This is a genomic window from Actinocatenispora comari (assembly GCF_017312725.1).
GTDB classification, from domain to species: domain Bacteria; phylum Actinomycetota; class Actinomycetes; order Mycobacteriales; family Micromonosporaceae; genus Actinocatenispora; species Actinocatenispora comari.
Genome location: NZ_BOPO01000019.1, coordinates 72479 through 91714 on the forward strand (window position 1 = coordinate 72479; position 19236 = coordinate 91714).

The window sequence follows — 19236 nt, forward strand, 5'->3', positions numbered from 1 at the left end:
CCGCGAACTGGCGAGGAGGAGCGGGACAGCGCACGTAGCTTCGACTCATGCCGCGCTGGGACACGATTACTCGAGGGGCGCCCTCGCCCGTCTACCGGCAGCTCGCCCGCGTCCTGGCGGACGCCATCGAGGCCGGGGAGTACGCGCCGACGCAGAAGCTGCCCAGCGAATCGGACATTCAGCAACTCACAGGGATCGCGCCGATGACTACCCGAAAGGCGTTCCGGTTGCTCGCCGAACAGGGCAAGGTCCGGACCATCCCGGCGCGCGGGACGTTCGTCGAGCCGGTCGGAGACCTGGACTGAACATCCCGGACTGAGCATCCCGGACTGAACACCCTGGACTGACCAGCCGGTCCGAATTCTCGCGGTCTCTCGGGTCCGCGCGGCAGCGGGATCGGAGAAGTCGATCTAGGCTCGACCCGCCACGGTGCATGGCCCGGCCGGACACGCGCGGAGGAGACGTCTATGGAGAGCGGGACGCCGATTCGGCGGGAGCCGGCGTTGGGGATCGACGAGCTGCGGCGGCGGGTGGCCGGGGAGAGCGTCGACACCGTCGTGCTCGCCGCCTGCGACCTGCAGGGGCGGCTGGTGGGCAAGCGGTTCGACGCGAACTTCTTCCTCGCCGAGGTGGTCGAGCACGGTACCGAGGCGTGCGACTACCTGCTCGCGGTCGACGTCGAGATGAACACCGTGGACGGGTACGCGACGTCGAGCTGGGACACCGGGTACGGCGACCTGGTGCTCACGCCGGATCTCGCCACGCTGCGGTCACTGCCGTGGCGGGACGGCAGCGCGCTGCTGCTGGCCGATGTGTCCACAGTGGACGGAAAGCCGATCGCGGTGGCGCCGCGGCAGGTGCTGCGCGACCAGCTGGCCGCGCTCGCCGGGCACGGGCTGCACCCGTACGTCGGGACCGAGCTGGAGTTCTGCGTCTACGACGACTCGTACGAGGATGCCTGGCGTCGGGGTTACCGCGACCTGACGCCGGCCAACCAGTACAACGCCGACTACTCGATCCTCGCCACCGGTCGGATCGAGCCGCTGCTGCGCGAGATCCGGCGCGGGATGGCCGGCGCCGGGATGACGGTGGAGTCCGCCAAGGGAGAGTGCAACCTCGGCCAGCACGAGATCGCGTTCCGCTACGCCGACGCGCTGACCACCTGCGACAACCACACGATCTACAAGACCGGGGCGAAGGAGATCGCCGCCGCACAGGGCCGGTCGCTGACCTTCATGGCCAAGCCGAACGCGCGCGAGGGCAACTCCTGCCACGTGCACTGCTCGCTGCGCGACGACGCCGGCGCACCCGCGCTGGCCGGCGACGGCGAGTACGGCTTCGGCGCCACCATGCGGCAGTTCCTCGCCGGGCAGCTGCGCTGTCTGCCGGAGCTGACCCTGCTGTACGCGCCGAACGTCAACTCCTACAAGCGGTTCCGGGACGGCTCGTTCGCGCCGACGGCGGTGCGCTGGGGGCTGGACAACCGTACCTGCGCGCTGCGGGTGGTCGGGCACGGCGACTCGCTGCGGGTGGAGAACCGGGTGCCCGGCGGCGACGTCAACCCCTACCTCGCGGTCGCGGCGATCACCGCCGCCGGCCGGTACGGGATCGAGCACGAGCTGGCGTTGGAACCGCCGTGCGCGGGAAACGCGTACCGGCAGGACGGGGCGCGGGTGCCGGCGACGCTGCGCGAGGCGGTCGCGCGGTGGCGGGACAGTGCGGTGGCGCACGAGCTGTTCGGCGCCGACGTGGTCGAGCACTACGCGCACTGCGCCGAGGTCGAACTGGCCGCGTTCGACGCCGCGGTCACCGACTGGGAGCTGTACCGCGGGTTCGAGCGGATGTGACCCGGCGACGGCGCCGGGTCCCGGCGGCGCCGGCTGGGCCCGGCCCGGTGGGGGACCGGCCGGGAACGCGGTGGATGATCCGGCGGGAGGACGGCAGTCGGTCGTCCGGCCGCGAGCGAACGTACCGGGGAGTGCGATGGAACTGGTGAACCCGGCGACCGGGGAGCCGATCGGGGACGTGCCGCTGGCGTCGGTGGAGGAGGCGGACGCCGCCATCGAACGGGCCGCGACCGCGTTCGAGACGTGGCGTGACGTCGCGCCGGCCGACCGGGGCCGGCTGCTGCGCGCGTTCGCCGCGCGCATCGAGGCGCACGCCGACGAACTGGCCGCGCTGGAGGTGCGCAACTCCGGCCACCCGATCGGCAACGCGCGCTGGGAGGCGGGCAACGCGGCGGCGGTGGTCGACTACTACTCGGCGGCGCCGGAACGGCTGTGCGGCCGGCAGATCCCGGTCGCCGGCGGCGTGGACGTCACGTTCCACGAACCGCTCGGCGTGGTCGGCATCATCGTGCCGTGGAACTTCCCGATGCCGATCGCGTCCTGGGGCTTCGCGCCGGCGCTCGCCGCCGGCAACACGGTGGTGCTCAAGCCGGCCGAGCTGACCCCGCTGACCGCGCTGCGGCTGGGGGAGCTGGCGCGCGACGCCGGCCTGCCGGAGCACGTGTTCACCGTCCTGCCCGGCGCTGGTCCGGTGGTCGGGCAGCGGTTCGTGACCCACCCGGCGGTACGCAAGGTGTGCTTCACCGGTTCGACCACGGTGGGCCGGCAGATCATGGCCGGCTGCGCCGAGCAGGTGAAGCGGGTGACGCTGGAGCTCGGCGGCAAGTCCGCGAACATCGTCTTCGCGGACGCCGACGTGGCGGCGGCCGCGGCGGCGGCGCCGATGTCGTTCTGCGACAACACCGGCCAGGACTGCTGCGCCCGCACCCGGATCCTGGTGCAGCGCGGCGCGTACGAGCCGTTCCTCGCCGCGCTGGCCGACGCGCTCGCCGCGGTCCGGGTCGGTGACCCGGGCGCGCCGGACACCCAGGTGGGGCCGCTGATCTCGGCGGCACACCGGGACCGGGTACGGTCCTATGTGGACGGTGCGGAGGTGCTGCTGCGCGGCGCCGCGCCGGAGGGCCCCGGCTTCTGGTACCCGCCGACCGTGCTCGCCGGTGGCGCCGGCACCGACCGGGCCTGGCGCGAGGAGATCTTCGGGCCGGTGGCGTCGGTCCTGCCGTTCGACACCGAGGCCGATGCGATCCGGCTGGCCAACGACACCGCGTACGGGCTGTCCGGGTCGATCTGGACCCGCGACCTCGGCCGGGCGCTGCGGGTCAGCCGCGGGGTCCGAGCCGGCAACCTGTCGGTCAACTCGCACTCCTCGGTGCGCTACTCGACCCCGTTCGGCGGGTTCGGCTCCTCCGGCCTGGGCCGCGAACTCGGCCCGGACGCGCTCGCCGGCTTCACCGAGACCAAGAACGTCTTCCTCGCCGAGCGCTGACGCCGGCGACCAGCCACCATCGGAAGGAACAGAGGGATGCCCGAACGTCTGGACGGCCGGGTCGCCGTGGTCACCGGCGGCGGCAGCGGCATCGGCGCCGCCACCGCCCGCCGGTTCGCGGCCGAGGGCGCCACCGTCGTGGTGGTCGACATCGACGACGACGCCGGCGCCGCGGTCGCCGAGCAGACCGGCGGCGAGTACCGGCACGTCGACGTCACCGACGAGACCGCGGTACGCGAGCTGTTCGGCGCGGTGGCCCGCGAGCACGGCCGCCTCGACGTGGCGTTCAACAACGCCGGCATCTCCCCGCCGGAGGACGACTCGATCCTGTCCACCGACCTGGCGGCCTGGGAGCGGGTCCAGCGCGTCAACCTCACCTCGGTCTACCTGTGCAGCAAGTACGCGATCGAGCAGATGCGCCCCGCCGGCCGCGGCTCGGTGATCAACACCGCGTCGTTCGTCGCCGTGATGGGCGCGGCGACCTCGCAGATCTCGTACACCGCGAGCAAGGGCGGCGTGCTCGCGCTGACCCGGGAGCTGGGCGTGCAGTTCGCCCGGGAGGGCATCCGGGTCAACGCGCTGTGCCCGGGACCGGTCAACACCCCGCTGCTCAAGGAACTGTTCGCCGCCGACCCGGAGCGGGCGCAGCGCCGGCTGGTGCACGTACCGATGGGGCGGTTCGCCGAACCGGAGGAGATCGCCGCGGCGGTGGCGTTCCTCGCCTCCGACGACGCGTCCTTCGTCACCGCCTCCACGTTCTTGGTCGACGGCGGCATCTCCGGCGCGTACGTGACTCCGCTGTAGCGCCCGGCCGGCCGCCCGGCCACGAGCCCGCCGACCCCTGCCCGGTGCCCGCGCCGGGCAGGCGGCGCGGCTCGGTGCTCCGGCGAGCCCGCGCCGGGTGGGCGGTGCGGTCAGCCGGGTCGGCGTCCGTCGGCGCCGGCCGGGCGGTGCTGCCACGTCTGCATGGCGTTCCTGATGGCGTCGCCCACCACGGTCAGGAGCTCGGCGGAGACGCCGAAGCGGACGCCCGCGGGGGTCGTGGGCCCGAGAACCTCGGCTCCGCGCAGCGAGGCGGCAGCCAGCGTGTCGTTCATCCGCGCCGCGGCGAGCGTGGACCGCAGCCAGATCTCGTCGTCGACGACGTAGCGCTCGCGACGGTGCCCGGTCGGGTGCTCCCGCCGCAGGATGCCCTGACCCTCGAGGAACGCGACGGCGTGCGAGATGGACGCCGGGCTGACGCGCAGCCGCTGCACCAGCTCGGCGGCGGTGAGGGTGCCGGAGTCGGTGACGTACAGGCAGGTCAGCACCCGGGCTTCCATCCGCGGCAGACCCTGTTGCACCAGGAGCGCGGTGAAGGACTCGACGAACTCCTGCACCTCGCGCGGATCGCGCCCTGGGCTGGTGTCGGGGATCGGAGGGTGCGGCGGCGCCGGCCGTCGCCGGCGGGCGCGCCGCCGGGTGGCCTGCTGCGCGCGGTCGGCCCGGTAGCCGTCGCGCCCGCCGTTGCGGGTCACCTCGCGCAGGACGGTCGAGGCGGGCCGCCCCAGTTGCCGGCCGATCTCCGCGTAGCCGAGCCGGTCCGCCAATCCGGCGGCGATGTGCCGGCGTTCCTCGTCGGTCAGCCTGCCTCCGGGCATGGTGCCGTCTCCGCCCTGTCGAGTCGCGTGGAGTCTCGCCGCTGGTGCCAGCACGCACAGTATGCCGCCGTCCCCGAACCCATTGCAATTGCAGTCCACTCGGCGCCGTGCGTTCACTGCCATAGTCATTGCAATTCAGCTCGATTTCGAGGCTGGAACTGCATCTATGGGATCGCTGCTTCGTTGACGAATGAGTAAACGCACTGTAGCGTCCTGTCCGTTCAGAAATTCCTGAAGGTCGATGGCGCGCTGTCGGCAGCGAGCGACCGCCGTGCGCCCGCGGCCCCGACGGCCGCTTCCGGGCACCGGAGACAGGAGATCCACGATGGGACGGACCAGTGGCGGCTTGCCGCCGGTGGGGTTCGCCAGGCTGCGCGAGGTGCTCTCCCGGCACGTCGAGTCCGGAAGGATTCCGGGCCTGGTCGCACTGATCGGCCGGGGCGACGAGACGCACGTCGAAGCGATGGGCACGATGCGGCACGACGGCGGAACGCCGATGCGGCGCGACACCATCTTCCGGATGGCGTCCACGTCCAAGCCAGTGTCGATCGCCGCGGCGATGGTCCTGCTCGACGAGTGCCGGATCCGGCTCGACGACCCGGTGCAGGAGTGGCTGCCCGAGCTCGCCGACCGGCAGGTACTCGCGCGCATCGACGCGCCGCTCGACGACACCGTGCCCGCCCGCCGGCCCATCACCGTACGAGACGTGCTGACCTGCACGTTCGGCCTCGGTATGGACATGACGGTGATCGGCACCCCGATCATGAACGCGGTGTTCGAGCAGGGCATCACGCCGAACCTGCCGGAGCCGATGCCGGAGCAGGACGAGTGGATGCGCAGGCTCGGGTCGTTGCCGCTGATGCACCAGCCCGGCGAGCGCTGGCAGTACCAGATCGGCAGCGACCTGGCCGGGGTGCTCGTCTCCCGGGTCACCGGCCAGTCCTTCGAGTCGTTCCTGCGCGAGCGGATCTTCGAGCCGCTCGGCATGCGGGACACCGGGTTCCACGTGCCGGCCGACCAGCTCCACCGGCTGCCTCCGCTGTACGCGCCCGACCCGGCGACCGGCGAGTTCCACGTGTGGGACGACGCCGCGACGGGACGGCACGCCACACCCCCGGCGTTCCAGGGCGGCGGCGGCGGCCTGGTGTCCACCGCCGACGACTACGACGCCTACTTCCGGATGCTGCTGAACGGCGGCGTGCACGAGGGCCAGCGGATCCTGTCCAGGCCGGCCGTCGAGCTGATGACCACCAACCGGCTCACGCCCGACCAGCAGGCCGCCCGGCAGCAGTTGGCCCTGGACAACGTGCACCTCTCCTTCGGCCAGGGCCAGCACGGCGGCTGGGGCCTCGGGATGGCGGTGCGTACCTACCGGGGCGACTACGCACCCGTCGGCCAGTTCGGCTGGGACGGCGGCAGTGGTGCCTCGACGTACGCCGACCCGGTCAACGGGATCGTCGGCATCCTGCTCACCCAGGTCGGCGCCTCGGTACCGCACTCGATCCACCTCATGCACGACTTCTGGACCACCCTCTACCAGGTGATCGACGACTGACCCCGCACGCGGGCGGCCCGGCCCGGGCCCGGGCACGCCCGTCACACTGGTGCCCGGTTGCGCCGGCCGATGTCGGCCGTGGCTGGTATCAAGGCGAGATGGCGAACGAGTCCAGCACCGAGGGTGCCGGTTCCGGCACCGGGGCCGCCGCGGCGGATACGGGACGGCCGGCGGCCGAGGCGGTGCTGCGGCGGCTGGCCGGTCCGGCCGCGGTGCTGCGGGACGACCAGTGGCGCGCCATCGAGGCGCTCACCTCGCCCGGCGACGGCGGCGTGGGCCGGCGGGTGCTGCTGGTGCAGCGCACCGGGTTCGGCAAGTCCGCGGTGTACTTCGTGGCGACCGCGCTGCTGCGCGCGGCCGGCGCCGGGCCGACGGTGATCGTCTCGCCGCTGCTCGCGCTGATGCGCAACCAGATCGAGGCGGCCGCCGGCGCCGGCATCCGGGCGGCCACCATCAACTCGGCGAACGTCACCGAGTGGCAGGCGATCGAGGCGGACATCGCCGCCGGCGCCGTCGACGTGCTGCTGGTGAGTCCGGAACGGCTCAACAATCCGGACTTCCGCGACCGGGTGCTGCCGCAGCTCGCCGCGACCACCGGCCTGCTGGTGGTCGACGAGGCGCACTGCGTGTCCGACTGGGGTCACGACTTCCGGCCCGACTACCGCCGCATCGCGACGTTCCTCGCGGGGCTGAAGCCGCACGTGCCGGTGCTCGCGACCACCGCCACCGCGAACGCCCGGGTCACCGCCGACGTCGCCGAACAGCTCGGCGACGCCCTCGTGCTGCGCGGGCCGCTGGACCGGGACAGCCTGCGGCTGGGGGTGCTGCCGCTGCCCAGCCCGGCGCACCGGCTGGCCTGGCTCGCCGACCACCTGACCGACCTGCCCGGCTCCGGCATCATCTACACGCTGACCGTCGCCGCCACCGACGAGGTCGCCGACTTCCTGCGCTCCCGCGGGCACACCGTCGCCGCCTACTCCGGGCGTACCGACCCGGAGCAGCGGGCGGCGGCCGAGCAGGACCTGCTCGCCAACCGGGTGAAGGCGCTGGTCGCGACCTCGGCACTGGGCATGGGCTTCGACAAGCCGGACCTCGGCTTCGTGGTGCACCTGGGCGCGCCCGCCTCGCCGATCGCCTACTACCAGCAGGTGGGGCGGGCCGGCCGCGCGGTCGAGCACGCCGACGTGCTGCTGCTGCCCGGGGCGGAGGACGAGGCGATCTGGCGCTACTTCGCCTCCCTGGCGTTCCCGCCGGAGGATCAGGTGCGGGCCACCCTGGCCGCGCTGTCGACCGAGCAGCCGACCTCCACGCCGGTCCTGGAGTCCCGGGTGGAGCTGCGGCGCAGCCGGCTGGAGCTGATGCTCAAGGTGCTCGACGTGGACGGGGTGGTGCGCCGGGTCCGCGGCGGCTGGCTCGCCACCGGCACCGGCTGGCGGTACGACGCGGAGCGCTACGCGCGCATCGCCGCCGCCCGCGCCGCCGAGCAGCAGGCGGTGCGCGACTACGTCGGTACCGACGGCTGCCGGTTGCGGTTCCTGCGCGAGACGCTCGACGACCCGTACGCCACCGACTGCGGGCGCTGCGACACCTGCCGGGGCCGGTGGTACGAGCCGGCCGTGTCGGCGGCGGCGCTGGGCGCGGCGCAGCAGCACCTCGGGCGCCCCGGGGTACCGGTGGAGCCGCGGAAACTGTGGCCCACCGGCGGCGCCGCGCTGGGCATCGACCACGCCGGCAAGATCGCCCCGGAGGAGCTGGCCGAGCCCGGCCGGGCGCTCGGCCGGCTGTCCGACATCGGCTGGGGGACCCGGCTGCGGGCCATGCTGCGTCCCGACACCCCGGACGCCGAGGTCGACGACGAGGTGTTCGCCGGCGTGGTCCGGGTGCTCGCCGACTGGCCGTGGCAGCGCCGCCCGGTCGCCGTGGCCGCGGTGGCGTCCCGCAGCCGGCCGCGGCTGGTCGGGTCGCTGGCGCGGCGGCTCGCCCAGGTGGGCCGGCTGCGCTACCTGGGCGAGCTGTCCCGGGTCGGCGGCGGCCCGCCGGGCGCCGGCGTGGGCGGCAACGCGGTGCACCGGCTCGCCGCGGTGCACGACGCGTTCGCGGTCGGCGAGGAGCTCGCGGCCGGGCTGGCGCAGCTGGGCGCCGACGATCCGGTGCTGCTGGTCGACGACGTGACCGACACCGGCTGGACACTGACCGTGGCGGCCCGGGCGCTGCGCCTCGCCGGCGCGGCTCAGGTCCTCCCGTTCACCCTCGCCGTCCAGGCGTGAGCCCGGTCGTCGCGGTGGTCCGGGGCGCCGCCGGCAGGGTGATGTCGGCCCGGACGGCCAGACGGGGCGCCGCGGGCAGGGTGATGTCGGGGCGGACGGCCGGACGGGGCGCGGTCGGCAGGGTGATGTCGGCCCGGACGGGCGGCCGGGCCGGCCCGACCGGTTCGCCCCGGTAGACCCGGTCGAGCACCGCGGGCACCTGCTCGGCCCGCACGCCCGGCAGCGCCCGCAGGTAGTCGGCGGTGCGCTCGGGCGCCCAGCCGTACGCCTCCCGCAGCCCCCGCGCGAGCAGCGCGAGGTAGTGCGGCGCCGGCGGGCGCCACGGCGTCTGGTGCGCCTGCCACGGCGCGGTGAACGTCAGTACCGGGAAGCCGTCGAGGTCCGGCCCGGCGCGCAGCAGCGTCTCGTACCGCCCGGGGCCGAGCTGGGCGCGACCGGTGCCGAGCACCTCGGTCAGGTCGAGATCGCACCCGGGAGTGCGGGCCATCTCCTGCGCCGCGATGTCGCTGAACTGCTGGATGGTGATCAGGTGCGCGTGCACCGCGGCGGCGCCGGGCAGCTGCGGGTCGTACAGGGCGAGGCCGCCGCCCCAGGCCCGGCTGTGCCCGGCGAAGTAGACGCCGCCGGGGATGCGCAGTGCCCGGCTACGGGCCGGCGCCCGCCCGTCCCGGGCGCCCGGGTAGCGCCGCGAGTTGCCCGGCGGCCGGCCACCGGCGAGGTAGTAGCGCAGCCGCCGGCTGGACATGTTCGACCCGTACGCGGCGTACCAGACCAGGGTGTGCCGCTGCCGTCGAGGCGCCGCGGCCCCGACCGCCCGCTGCGCCGTCCGGTGGGACGGGGCGGTGCGGGGCGAATCACCGCGGGGTGCCTCGGAGTGGGGCGAATCGGCACAGTGCCGGGGGTGTGGGGCATGGCTCATGGCACTTGCGACCCTACCGCGCGGCCCGCTCGCGTCCCCCGATCGGCGGACGGCGCCGGGGGCTGGTGGACGGTGCCGCGGCCGCGGGCCGGCGACCGGCGGCGGATAGTCTCGGAGCATGGCTGACCGTGCTCCACTGACCCCCGGCACCCTGTCGCCACAGCGCGCCGTGCCGGGCAGCATCCCGCGCCCCGAGTACGTCGGGAAGCCCGCGCCGACGCCGTTCACCGGTTCCGAGGTCAAGACCCCCGAGCTGATCGAGAAGATCCGGGTGGCGAGCCGGGTCGCGGCCGGGGCGCTCGCCGAGGGCGGCCGGGCGGTCAAGCCCGGCGTGACCACCGACGAGATCGACCGGGTGGTGCACGAGTTCATCTGCGACCACGGCGCCTACCCGTCGACGCTGGGCTACCGCGGCTACCCGAAGTCGTGCTGCACCTCGCTGAACGAGGTGATCTGCCACGGCATCCCCGACTCGACGGTCGTCGAGGACGGGGACATCGTCAACATCGACGTCACCGCGTACCTGAACGGCGTGCACGGCGACACGAACGCGACGTTCCTCGCCGGTGACGTGTCGCAGGAGGCGCGGCTGCTGGTGGAACGCACCCACGAGGCGACCATGCGTGGCATCCGCGCGGTCAAGCCGGGCCGGGCGCTCAACGTCGTCGGCCGGGTCATCGAGTCGTACGCGAAGCGCTTCGGCTACGGCGTGGTCCGCGACTTCACCGGGCACGGCATCGGCGAGGCGTTCCACTCCGGGCTGTACGTGCCGCACTACGACCGGCCCGACCTCGACGTGGTGATCGAGACCGGCATGACGTTCACCGTCGAGCCGATGATCACCCTCGGCACCTACCAGCACGACGCGTGGGACGACGGCTGGACCGTGGTGACCAAGGACCGCCGCTGGACCGCCCAGTTCGAGCACACCCTGGTGGTGACCGACGACGGCGCCGAGATCCTGACGGTGCCGTGAGCGAGCTTGCCACGAGGCACGAGGTGACCGCGCCGGGACGGGAGCACCGATGAACGGCCACGACCGGTCGGCGACGCCGGCAGCGCTGACCCCCGACCACCACGCCGACGTCTCCGGCGGCTGGCTGCGCGCCTCGGTGTTCGGCGCGATGGACGGGCTGGTCACGAACATCTCGCTGATCGCCGGCGTCGGCGGCGGCGGGGTGTCCCGGCACACCATCGTGCTCACCGGCGTCGCCGGACTGATCGCCGGCGCGATCTCGATGGGGCTGGGCGAGTACACCTCGGTGCGGACCCAGAACGAGCAGGTCGCGCACGAGATCGCCAAGGAGCGGCAGGAACTCGAACGCCATCCGGCCGAGGAGGCGGAGGAGCTGGCTGCGGCGTGGATCCGGCGCGGGCTGCCGGAGCAGCTCGCCCGGGAGGTCGCCGAGACGGTCGGCCGCAACCTGGACGAGGCGGTCCGGGTACACGCGCAGGAGGAGATGGGCGTCGACCCGACCGAGGTACCGAACCCGTGGCTCGCCGCGGTCTCCTCGTTCGTGTGCTTCTCGATCGGTGCGATGTTCCCGCTGATCACGTTCCTGCTGGGGTTCTCCCAGCTGTGGCTGGGGCTGGCCGTCGGTGGGGTCGGGCTGTTCGCCGCGGGCGCGCTGTTCGCCCGGTTCACCGCCCGCAGCTGGCTGCTCAACGGGCTGCGCCAGCTGCTGCTGGGTGCGCTGGCGGCGGCCGCGACCTACCTGGTCGGCACCCTGATCGGCGTCGCCACGTCCTGACCTTCAGAGCGCGATCCGGGGGCCGGCCGCGCCGCCGCACGGTGCGCGAGTCAGGACGTGACGAAGCCGTCGTGGTCGGCGGCGAGGTCCCGCAGGGCGGCGAGAGTGTCGCCGGCGGGTGCTCCGTCCGGCCCGGTGGTCAGCTCCACCACCCAGTCGACGTCCTCGGCGTCGTCCTCGCCGAGCAGCATGTCGCGGTGCACCAACGCCGGCAGGTACCCGGCGTCGCGCAGGTGGGCGGCGATCCGCTCGGCGTCGTCGCGGTCGGGCAGCACGAGCAGCACGCTGTCGGTCACCGCGCGATGGTAGCCGCCGGCCGTGCCGGGGTCCGCGGGCGGCGGCCGGCGTCGCGTCACCGGCGGCGGGGCGGGCCGAGCACCGCGAACGGGTCGGTCACCCGCAGGGTGCGCTCGGCGAACCGGTACAGCGCGGCCGGCCGGCCGCCGGAACGGCCGGGTGGTGCCGCCGCGCCGGTCGGGGCCAGCACGCCGCGCCGGGTGAGTACCCGCTGCATGTTGGTCGCCGACACCCGGTAGCCCAGCGCTGCGGCGTAGATCTCGCGCAGCTGCGAGATGGTGAACTCCGGCGGCGCGAGCGCGAACCCGAGGTTGGTGTAGGACAGCTTCGCCCGCAGCCGGCCCCGGGCCCGGTCGGCGATCGCGGCGTGGTCGAACGCCAGCGGCGGCAGCGTGTCCGCCGGCTGCCAGGCGGTGTCGGCGGGCAGTGCCGGGTCCCGGTCGGTCGGTACCAGCCCGAGGAACGCGGTGGCGACCACCCGGCGGCGGTGCTGCTGGGCCGGATCGGCGACCGGGCCGGGCACCCGCGCCGGGTCGGAGAACACCGCGATCTGCTCCAGGTGCGCCAGCCGGGCGACGTCGACCTTCTGCGCCAGGTGGCGGCGGATCGAGGTGTCCACGTCCTCGTCCGGCCCGAGCCGACCGCCGGGCAGCGACCAGCGGCCGGACTGGGGGTCGCGGGCGCGCTGCCAGAGCAGCACCCGAAGTGATCCGGCTCGCACCGACAGCACCGCGGCGAGGACTTCGTGTTCCGCTCCGGACGGGTCGCTGGTAGCGTGGTGAGCCATAGTTTTAGACTATCAGGCGAAAACCAGCGGAGCGGCCGTACCGCCCCGCGAGGGGGAGGACCGATGGTGGACACCGACTGGGCCGACGAGGTCCGAGCGCTGGCCCGCGAGCGCGACGCGGTGATCCTCGCGCACAACTACCAGCTCCCGGAGATCCAGGACATCGCCGACCACACCGGTGACTCGCTCGCGCTGAGCCGGCTCGCCGCGGCCAGCGAGGCGAGCACGATCGTGTTCTGCGGCGTGCACTTCATGGCCGAGACCGCGAAGATCCTCGCGCCGGACAAGACCGTGCTGATCCCGGACGCCGCGGCCGGCTGCTCGCTCGCCGACTCGATCACCGCCGACCAGCTGCGCGCCTGGAAGGCCGAACACCCCGGCGCGGTCGTCGTCTCGTACGTCAACACCACCGCCGAGGTGAAGGCGGAGACCGACATCTGCTGTACCTCGTCCAACGCGGTCGACGTGGTCGCCTCGATCCCGGCCGACACCGAGGTGCTGTTCTGCCCCGACCAGTTCCTCGGTGCGCACGTCAAGCGGCTCACCGGCCGCGACAACATGCACATCTGGGCCGGGGAGTGCCACGTGCACGCCGGCATCAACGGCGACCAGCTCGCCGAGCGGGTCGCGGCGGTACCGGGGGCCGAGCTGTACATCCACCCGGAGTGCGGCTGCGCCACCTCGGCGCTCTACCTCGCCGGTGAGGGCGTCGTACCGGCGGAGAAGGTCAAGGTGCTGTCCACCGGCGACATGGCCACCGCGGCCCGGCACACCAGCGCCACCGCGGTCCTGGTCGCCACCGAGGTCGGCATGCTGCACCAGCTGCGCCGCGCCGCGCCCGGCGTCGACTTCCAGGCGGTCAACGAGCGCGCCTCGTGCCGGTACATGAAGATGATCACGCCGGAGAAGCTGCTGCGCTCGCTGCGCGAGGGCACCGACGAGGTCGACGTGCCCACCGCGACCGCCGACGCCGCCCGCGCCGCGGTCACCCGCATGATCTCCATCGGTCATCCCGGCGGCGGCGAGTAGCGAGCGGACCGGCCGCGCCGACGCCCCGGCCGCACCGGCGGCGACGAGATCCTGCCCGGGCGCCGGCGGTGCGGTGTCGAGCGGCCGCCGGTTCGGCCGCGGCGCAACGGTTCCGGCCGAGACGCCGGCGGCGGACCGGTCAGGCGAGGAGGTCGTCCATGGTGCCGTCGACCGGACGGCCGGCGGCGGCGAGCTCCTCGGCCTGCGCGTCCAGCCGCTCCGCCACCGCGGTCAGGTTCGCCTCGGCCAGGCCGACCCGGCGCACCCCGTCCACGCTGTCCCGGAAGTACGTGCGCTGCAGCAGCCCCTGCACGACCGCCGTCGCGGTCCGCGCCTCGGCGAGCACCAGCACCGCGGCGTCGGTGTCGTACCACTCGGCGAGCCGGGCGGCGACCCCGTGCCGCGCCTTCGCCTCGCACCAGGCCTCCCGGGCCAGCGTGGCGAACTCCCCACCACCGGCCTCCGCCAGCCGGGCCAGGTGCGCGTTCGCCAGCTGCCGGAACCAGCCCTGCGGGTCGTGGATCGGCACCGTGGTCAGGTACCGGTCGGCGACCAGCGGCCACGAGGTGGACAGCGTCCGGGCGTGCCGGAGGTATTCCGGCGCGCCGATCACCCCGAGATCCACCAGCACCCCGTCGATGCGCCGCCTCGCCGGCCGCGGCCCCTCGCCGGACCGGTACGTGACGACGACCAGTTCCACCTCGCTGTGCCCGGTGTCCTCGTCGTGCGCGAGCGCGCCCTGCACGCCGGCCGCGAGCACCTGCGCGGGATGCCGGGCCCGTACCGCGTCGGCCACCGCCTCCGCGACCTGCCAGCGCGGCGAGGTACCCAGCTGATCCGTCGTCATCCGGCCATTCTGGCCCGCTCCGGCCGCCCGCGGGCCCGGTGCGGCACAGTCGGAAAACCGAAACCGTCGCAGCCCCGCGGTACGGTTCCGGCGGCGAGAGGAGCGCGATGGTCGTCGACGCGGTGTTGTTCGACTGGGGCGGCACGCTCACCCCGTGGTGCCCGCCGGACGAGCAGAGCTGGCTGCGGGTCGCCCGCCGGCTGGTGCCGGCCGCCGCCGAGCGTGCCGCCGAGGCACTGGCGGCCGCCGAGTTCGCGGTGTGGCAGCGATCCCGGTTGGAGCAACGTTCCGGCACCATGGCCGAGATCTTCACCGCGGCCGGCATCGACCCCACCCCGGCGGCCTACGACGTGTTCGCGGCCGAGGTGGAGCACGCCACCCGCACCGACCCGGAGGCGGTGGCGCTGCTGACCGCGCTGCGCGAGCGGGGCGTGCGCGTCGGCGTGCTGTCCAACACCACCTGGACCCGCGCGCACCACGAGGCCATCTTCGCCCGGGACGGCGTGCTGGACCTGATCGACGGCGCCGTCTACACCAGCGAGCTCGAGGTGACCAAGCCGCATCCGGCGGCGTTCCGGTCCGCGATGACCGCGGTCGGGGTGAGCGATCCGGCCCGCTGCGTGTTCGTCGGCGACCGCACCTTCGACGACATCCACGGCGCCGGCAGCCTCGGCATGCGCACCGTGCTCGTCCCGCACAGCACCATCCCGGCCACCCAGCGCGGGCACACCGACGGCGTGCCGGACGCCGTGGTCCAGCGGCTGTCCGAACTTCTCGCCGTCGTCGACGGCTGGCGCACCGCCTGACGTCAGGGGCGGCCGGGAAACGGCACGGTCGTCGGCGTGATGCCGGCGCTGCGGCGCCAGCGGGTGGCGCGCACCGCGCAGTCGCTGATCGCCTCGACCGCCTGCGTGCGCTGCGCCGTGGACAGCGCCGGCAGTCCGGCGCCCCACGCCTGCGCGGTACGTTCCTCCAGCGACACCGCGAGCCGCAGCGCGCTGGCCCGATCGGTGACCGGGTGCGGCAGCTTGTACCCCGGGGCCGCCGCCACCGGTGTCACCTGCTGCTTGCTCAGGGCCAGCGTCAACGCGTCCCGGCGGTCCCGGTGCGCCTGCTCGGCGTTGCGGGCGGCGGTCTGCTCGGCGCCGGCCAGCCGCGGCCCGAGCACGTCGTAGCCGTACACGGCGGCGTGCTCGGCCGCGAGCGCCTGCTGGAGCCGCTGCTGAGCCGGCGTCATCGCAGCGCCTCCACGTGGCTGGCCCGGCAGGCCGCGATCGAGCCGAACAGGGTCGCGTACCGGTCCGGCGCGGCCAGGCAGGAGCGGCGGGCGTGCTGCTCGGCCTGCTTCTCCTGCCCGGTCAGCGCGCCCAGCGCGGCGTCGGCACCGGCCGGCACCGGGGTGACCGACGGCGACGGATCCGCCGAACCGCTCGCGCTGGGAGTGGCGCTGCCGAGTTCGCGGTCGAGTTCCCGGACGTGCCGGTGGTGGTCCTCGCGCAGCGGCTTGAGCCGGTCGGCGAGGTCCGGGTGGCGACGCAGCGTGGCGTCGTACGCGGCGAGCAGCGCCAGGCTGTCCTCCCGTACCGGCAGGATCGGGCTCGGCGGCTGCGCCTTCGGGGTGTCCCGGCAGCCGGCGAGACCGGCGGTCAGTGCCACCGCGGCGGCGACGCCACCGGCCAGCACGCCGCGACGCGGCACGTTCGACGAAACCATTCCCCATCCTCGGGCGGTGCGCCGACCGGCCGCGGCACCCGCCGGGCCGACCGGACGGACACGGTCATGGTGTCCCACGACCCTACGCGATGCGCCCAGCTCGGCCCGGACCGTGGTCGCAACCACGCGTTGGGGCCGGAACCGGGTGGGTGGCCGTTCTTTCTCGCTACGGCGGGTTACGCTTCTCGTCGAGCCGCGTTGGATGTTCTGACGCGGCCTGAAGCGGATCTGGGGATGGTCACGCCGGCAGCGCCCGCCGCCGTCGTCGAGGGGAGGTGCGGTATGAGTTCTCGCCCGCAACGCGCCGGTCGCACCAGTGCGGCGCGCGGCGCCGGGGCACGGCGTGAGCCGGCCGCCCGGGCACCCCGCGGTGGTGGCCTCGCCGCGCACGCCGAGCGGCTGCGGTCGTTGGTTGAGCCGGTCGTCGAGTCGGCCGGGTACGACCTGGAGGACATGGACGTGTCCCGGGCCGGCCGGCGCAGCGTGCTGCGGGTGGTGGTCGACTCCGACACCGGTGTGAACCTGGACGCCGTGGCGGAGCTGTCCCGGGCGATCTCCGGGGCGCTGGACGGCGCCGAGTCCGACGGCGCGTTCGGTGCCGAGGCGTACACGCTGGAGGTCACCTCGCCGGGGGTGGACCGGCCGCTGCGCGAGCCGCGGCACTGGCGGCGCAACGTCGGCCGGTTGGTCTCGGTGTCGGTGGCGGAGCAGACGGTGGTGGGGCGGATCACCGCGGCGGACATACCGGTCGAGGCCGGTGAATTGGGGGTCGAGATGGACGTGGCTGGTGCGCCGCGCCGGATCCGGTACGCCGAACTGGGTCCGGGCAGGGTGCAGATCGAGTTCGGCCGGCCCACCGGCGCCGGACCCGACGGTTCCGCGATGGACGGTTCCGAGTCCGGCGTTTCCGAGGCAGAGGAGGAGGCATGAACATCGACCTGGCCGCCCTCCGCGCGCTGGAGCGCGAGCGCGACATTCCGTACGAGACGATCCTGAGCACCATCGAGACTGCGTTGCTCACCGCCTACCGGCACACCGACGGCGCGCACCCGCACGCCCGGGTCGAGATCGACCGCCGCACCGGCATCGCCGGGGTGTTCGCGCAGGAGGTCGACGACGAGGGCACCGTGCTGCGCGAGTGGGACGACACCCCCGCCGACTTCGGCCGGATCGCGGCGATGACCGCGAAGCAGGTCATCCTGCAGCGGCTGCGTGAGGTCACCGACGAGGTCACCTACGGCGAGTACGTCGGCAAGGAAGGCGACATCGTCACCGGCCTGATCCAGGCGCACGAGGCGCGCGCGGAGAAGGGCATCGTCGTCGTCGACCTCGGCAAGATCGAGGCGTTGCTGCCGCCGGCCGAGCAGGTCCCCGGCGAGTCGTACGAGCACGGGCAGCGCATCAAGTGCGTGATCGTGCACGTGGCCAAGGGGCTGCGCGGCCCGCAGATCACCCTCTCCCGGTCGCACCCGAACCTGGTGAAGCGGCTGTTCGGGCTGGAGGTGCCGGAGATCAACGACGGCACGGTGGAGATCACCGCGATCGCCCGCGAGGCCGGCCACCGGACCAAGATCGCGGTGCGCTCCAGCGTGCCCGGGGTGAACCCGAAGGGCGCCTGCATCGGCCCGATGGGCGCCCGGGTCCGCTCGGTGATGAGCGAGCTGGACGGCGAGAAGATCGACATCATCGACTGGTCCGAGGACCCGGCCGAGTTCGTCGGCAACGCGCTGTCGCCGGCGAAGGCGCTGCGGGTCGAGGTGGTGGACGCGGCCGCCCGGGCGGCGCGCGTGGTGGTGCCCGACTACCAGCTGTCGCTCGCCATCGGCCGGGAGGGGCAGAACGCCCGGCTGGCCGCCCGGCTGACCGGTTGGCGCATCGACATCCGGTCCGACGCCGAGCAGTCCGGTAGCGCACCGCCTGAGGTGGCCGGCGGAACGGTCGGCGCGGCGGACACCGCTCGCTGACCCTGATATCGGGCACGTCCCGGTGCATCCCGGCCGACCTGATCGGCCAGATGCACCGGGTTCTGCCTGCCCGACGGCCGAGGAGTAAGCTTGATCGCGGTACGTCGCGCGTCTCCGGTCCGCACGTGTGTGGGCTGCCGGCGTCGTGCGCCAGCCACCGTTCTGCTGCGTGTCGTGGCGGTTGCGGATCCGGCCGGTTTCCGGCTGGTTCCCGATCCGCTGCGCAGACTGCCGGGTCGGGGTGCTCACGTGCATCGGGATCCGGCCTGCGTCGCGTCAGCCCGCAAGCGTCGGGCCTTCGCTCGCGCGTTGCGGATCAGTTCCGCGTCGGGTGTCGACGACACGCCGGTCACGGAGCACGTGCGCGAGCACGCAGCAAGCGGAACAGCCGACGGCACGGATCGCCCCGATCCGGCCCGAACGAACTAGGTAGGTCGACCGACATGAGCGCACGATGAAGTCACTGTGATGAACAGGCTTCGGGTGTTGCACGAGTGAGGTCGAGCGGGTCTGCCCGCCCGGCCTCAAGATGAGGAGTGCAGTGGCAGGCAAGGCCCGCGTACATGAGCTCGCCAAAGAGTTCGGTACCGACAGCAAGAGCGTGCTCGCAAAGCTGAAAGACATGGGCGAGTTCGTCAAGTCCGCGTCCAGCACGGTGGAGGCACCGGTGGCGCGGCGGCTCCGTGACGTCCTCGCGGCGGAGCAGCAGAAGGCGGCCGGCGGCGGTGACCAGCCGGCGAAGCCGGCGGCCAAGAAGGCCGCACCGGCGAAGAAGGCGGCGACCACGACCGCGAAGGCGCCCGAGGAGCCCGCGGCCGACAAGCCCGCGGCGAAGCCGACGACGCTGCCCAAGCCGGGCCCGCGTCCCGGTCCGCGTCCGCGTCCGGCGGCGCCGAGCAAGCCGGCGAGCGCGCACGACATCGAGGTGGCCGCGGCCGAGGCCCGTGCCGCCCAGCTGAAGAAGGACCAGGAGGCGGCGGTCCGGGCTGCCCAGGAGGCCGCCCGGCAGCGTGCCGAGTCCGGCCCGGAGGAGCAGCCGCCGGCCGCCGGCGGCACCGGTGCACCGGCCCGTCCGGGCCCGCGCCCCGGTCCGCGGCCGGCTCCGCAGGCGACCCCCGGTCCGCGTCCGGCCCA

Annotated in this window: 21 protein-coding genes; 14 read left to right on the forward strand and 7 right to left on the reverse strand. The window is 74.0% G+C overall.

Annotation, left to right across the window (positions count from 1 at the left end):
• The first annotated feature begins 47 nt into the window (after positions 1–47).
• The 4 genes from NUM_RS07060 (at position 48) to NUM_RS07075 (ending at position 4137) form a co-directional block, all read left to right on the forward strand.
• Positions 48–305 carry a winged helix-turn-helix domain-containing protein gene (locus NUM_RS07060; RefSeq protein WP_207123811.1) on the forward strand — a complete coding sequence of 86 codons (258 nt, stop codon included), beginning with the start codon at positions 48–50 and terminating at the stop codon, positions 303–305.
• A 162-nt stretch (positions 306–467) separates the two neighbouring features.
• On the forward strand, positions 468–1847 hold the full coding sequence (locus tag NUM_RS07065) for a glutamine synthetase family protein (RefSeq protein ID WP_207123813.1): 1380 nt from the start codon (positions 468–470) through the stop codon (positions 1845–1847).
• Positions 1848–1983: 136 nt separating this feature from the next.
• Positions 1984–3333: an aldehyde dehydrogenase family protein gene (locus NUM_RS07070; RefSeq protein WP_207123815.1), complete on the forward strand. Its 1350-nt coding sequence runs from the start codon at positions 1984–1986 to the stop codon at positions 3331–3333.
• A gap of 36 nt (positions 3334–3369) precedes the next feature.
• Positions 3370–4137, forward strand: coding sequence for a 3-oxoacyl-ACP reductase (locus tag NUM_RS07075; RefSeq protein WP_207123817.1), 768 nt, complete (start codon positions 3370–3372; stop codon positions 4135–4137).
• Between the two features lie 110 nt (positions 4138–4247).
• Here NUM_RS07075 and NUM_RS07080 read toward each other — a convergent pair whose 3' ends face one another.
• Positions 4248–4973, reverse strand: coding sequence for a GbsR/MarR family transcriptional regulator (locus NUM_RS07080; protein ID WP_207123818.1), 726 nt, complete (start codon positions 4971–4973; stop codon positions 4248–4250).
• 325 nt (positions 4974–5298) lie between these two features.
• On the opposite strand from NUM_RS07080, the gene NUM_RS07085 reads away from it, so the two are divergent.
• Both NUM_RS07085 and NUM_RS07090 read left to right on the forward strand, forming a co-directional pair.
• A complete protein-coding gene (locus NUM_RS07085; protein ID WP_207123819.1) occupies positions 5299–6528 on the forward strand; it encodes a serine hydrolase domain-containing protein in 1230 nt (409 codons plus the stop codon).
• A gap of 98 nt (positions 6529–6626) precedes the next feature.
• Positions 6627–8795 carry a RecQ family ATP-dependent DNA helicase gene (locus tag NUM_RS07090; RefSeq protein ID WP_207123820.1) on the forward strand — a complete coding sequence of 723 codons (2169 nt, stop codon included), beginning with the start codon at positions 6627–6629 and terminating at the stop codon, positions 8793–8795.
• Here NUM_RS07090 and NUM_RS07095 read toward each other — a convergent pair.
• On the reverse strand, positions 8773–9540 hold the full coding sequence (locus NUM_RS07095) for a histone deacetylase (protein WP_207123821.1): 768 nt from the start codon (positions 9538–9540) through the stop codon (positions 8773–8775). The two genes, NUM_RS07090 and NUM_RS07095, sit on opposite strands and share 23 nt — an antisense overlap.
• Before the next feature lie 292 nt (positions 9541–9832).
• On the opposite strand from NUM_RS07095, the gene map reads away from it, so the two are divergent.
• Positions 9833–10690, forward strand: coding sequence for a type I methionyl aminopeptidase (gene map / locus NUM_RS07100; RefSeq protein WP_207123822.1), 858 nt, complete (start codon positions 9833–9835; stop codon positions 10688–10690).
• 49 nt (positions 10691–10739) lie between these two features.
• Positions 10740–11465: a VIT1/CCC1 transporter family protein gene (locus NUM_RS07105; protein WP_207123823.1), complete on the forward strand. Its 726-nt coding sequence runs from the start codon at positions 10740–10742 to the stop codon at positions 11463–11465.
• A gap of 50 nt (positions 11466–11515) precedes the next feature.
• On the opposite strand, the gene NUM_RS07110 is transcribed toward NUM_RS07105, so the two are convergent.
• On the reverse strand, positions 11516–11761 hold the full coding sequence (locus tag NUM_RS07110; protein WP_207123824.1) for a hypothetical protein: 246 nt from the start codon (positions 11759–11761) through the stop codon (positions 11516–11518).
• Between the two features lie 56 nt (positions 11762–11817).
• Positions 11818–12549, reverse strand: a complete 732-nt coding sequence (locus NUM_RS07115) for an NUDIX hydrolase (RefSeq protein WP_207123826.1) — start codon at positions 12547–12549, stop codon at positions 11818–11820.
• 63 nt (positions 12550–12612) lie between these two features.
• Here NUM_RS07115 and nadA point away from each other — a divergent pair, with 63 nt between their 5' ends.
• On the forward strand, positions 12613–13578 hold the full coding sequence (nadA, locus tag NUM_RS07120) for a quinolinate synthase NadA (protein WP_207123828.1): 966 nt from the start codon (positions 12613–12615) through the stop codon (positions 13576–13578).
• Positions 13579–13717: 139 nt separating this feature from the next.
• On the opposite strand, the gene NUM_RS07125 is transcribed toward nadA, so the two are convergent.
• Positions 13718–14425: a nucleotidyltransferase domain-containing protein gene (locus NUM_RS07125; RefSeq protein WP_207123830.1), complete on the reverse strand. Its 708-nt coding sequence runs from the start codon at positions 14423–14425 to the stop codon at positions 13718–13720.
• A 107-nt stretch (positions 14426–14532) separates the two neighbouring features.
• Between NUM_RS07125 and NUM_RS07130 the strand changes: the two genes are divergently transcribed.
• Positions 14533–15231 carry an HAD family hydrolase gene (locus NUM_RS07130; RefSeq protein ID WP_207123832.1) on the forward strand — a complete coding sequence of 233 codons (699 nt, stop codon included), beginning with the start codon at positions 14533–14535 and terminating at the stop codon, positions 15229–15231.
• A gap of 2 nt (positions 15232–15233) precedes the next feature.
• Here the strand turns inward: NUM_RS07130 and NUM_RS07135 are convergent, their stop codons facing one another.
• Together NUM_RS07135 and NUM_RS07140 are read right to left on the reverse strand one after the other, a co-directional pair.
• Positions 15234–15662 carry a ferritin-like domain-containing protein gene (locus NUM_RS07135; RefSeq protein WP_207123834.1) on the reverse strand — a complete coding sequence of 143 codons (429 nt, stop codon included), beginning with the start codon at positions 15660–15662 and terminating at the stop codon, positions 15234–15236.
• Positions 15659–16138 carry a hypothetical protein gene (locus NUM_RS07140; protein ID WP_207123836.1) on the reverse strand — a complete coding sequence of 160 codons (480 nt, stop codon included), beginning with the start codon at positions 16136–16138 and terminating at the stop codon, positions 15659–15661. The genes NUM_RS07135 and NUM_RS07140 overlap by 4 nt, the downstream gene beginning before the upstream one ends.
• A 282-nt stretch (positions 16139–16420) precedes the next feature.
• On the opposite strand from NUM_RS07140, the gene rimP reads away from it, so the two are divergent.
• From rimP to NUM_RS07160, 4 genes are all read left to right on the forward strand, one after another.
• A complete protein-coding gene (gene rimP / locus NUM_RS07145; RefSeq protein ID WP_207123838.1) occupies positions 16421–17068 on the forward strand; it encodes a ribosome maturation factor RimP in 648 nt (215 codons plus the stop codon).
• The gene (nusA, locus tag NUM_RS07150; protein WP_207123840.1) at positions 17065–18102 is read left to right on the forward strand and encodes a transcription termination factor NusA; all 1038 of its coding nucleotides are present in this window, start codon (positions 17065–17067) and stop codon (positions 18100–18102) included. Before rimP ends, nusA begins: the two co-directional genes overlap by 4 nt.
• A gap of 93 nt (positions 18103–18195) precedes the next feature.
• Complete coding sequence (locus NUM_RS07155) at positions 18196–18531, forward strand: YlxR family protein (RefSeq protein WP_207123857.1); 336 nt, start codon at positions 18196–18198, stop codon at positions 18529–18531.
• Positions 18532–18631: 100 nt separating this feature from the next.
• Positions 18632–19236: translation initiation factor IF-2 N-terminal domain-containing protein (locus NUM_RS07160; RefSeq protein WP_370466936.1), on the forward strand; the 605-nt coding region annotated here is incomplete at its 3' end.

Coding starts and splice junctions, on each gene's coding strand:
- NUM_RS07135 (WP_207123834.1), bottom strand. CDS start 15,662: ATGACGCCGGCTCAGCAGCGGCTCCAGCAGGCGCTCGCGGCCGAGCAC.
- NUM_RS07125 (WP_207123830.1), bottom strand. CDS start 14,425: ATGACGACGGATCAGCTGGGTACCTCGCCGCGCTGGCAGGTCGCGGAG.
- NUM_RS07075 (WP_207123817.1), top strand. CDS start 3,370: ATGCCCGAACGTCTGGACGGCCGGGTCGCCGTGGTCACCGGCGGCGGC.
- NUM_RS07130 (WP_207123832.1), top strand. CDS start 14,533: ATGGTCGTCGACGCGGTGTTGTTCGACTGGGGCGGCACGCTCACCCCG.
- NUM_RS07065 (WP_207123813.1), top strand. CDS start 468: ATGGAGAGCGGGACGCCGATTCGGCGGGAGCCGGCGTTGGGGATCGAC.
- rimP (WP_207123838.1), top strand. CDS start 16,421: ATGAGTTCTCGCCCGCAACGCGCCGGTCGCACCAGTGCGGCGCGCGGC.
- NUM_RS07115 (WP_207123826.1), bottom strand. CDS start 12,549: ATGGCTCACCACGCTACCAGCGACCCGTCCGGAGCGGAACACGAAGTC.
- NUM_RS07060 (WP_207123811.1), top strand. CDS start 48: ATGCCGCGCTGGGACACGATTACTCGAGGGGCGCCCTCGCCCGTCTAC.
- NUM_RS07080 (WP_207123818.1), bottom strand. CDS start 4,973: ATGCCCGGAGGCAGGCTGACCGACGAGGAACGCCGGCACATCGCCGCC.
- NUM_RS07070 (WP_207123815.1), top strand. CDS start 1,984: ATGGAACTGGTGAACCCGGCGACCGGGGAGCCGATCGGGGACGTGCCG.
- NUM_RS07095 (WP_207123821.1), bottom strand. CDS start 9,540: ATGTCCAGCCGGCGGCTGCGCTACTACCTCGCCGGTGGCCGGCCGCCG.
- map (WP_207123822.1), top strand. CDS start 9,833: ATGGCTGACCGTGCTCCACTGACCCCCGGCACCCTGTCGCCACAGCGC.
- NUM_RS07085 (WP_207123819.1), top strand. CDS start 5,299: ATGGGACGGACCAGTGGCGGCTTGCCGCCGGTGGGGTTCGCCAGGCTG.
- NUM_RS07140 (WP_207123836.1), bottom strand. CDS start 16,138: ATGGTTTCGTCGAACGTGCCGCGTCGCGGCGTGCTGGCCGGTGGCGTC.
- NUM_RS07105 (WP_207123823.1), top strand. CDS start 10,740: ATGAACGGCCACGACCGGTCGGCGACGCCGGCAGCGCTGACCCCCGAC.
- nusA (WP_207123840.1), top strand. CDS start 17,065: ATGAACATCGACCTGGCCGCCCTCCGCGCGCTGGAGCGCGAGCGCGAC.
- nadA (WP_207123828.1), top strand. CDS start 12,613: ATGGTGGACACCGACTGGGCCGACGAGGTCCGAGCGCTGGCCCGCGAG.
- NUM_RS07090 (WP_207123820.1), top strand. CDS start 6,627: ATGGCGAACGAGTCCAGCACCGAGGGTGCCGGTTCCGGCACCGGGGCC.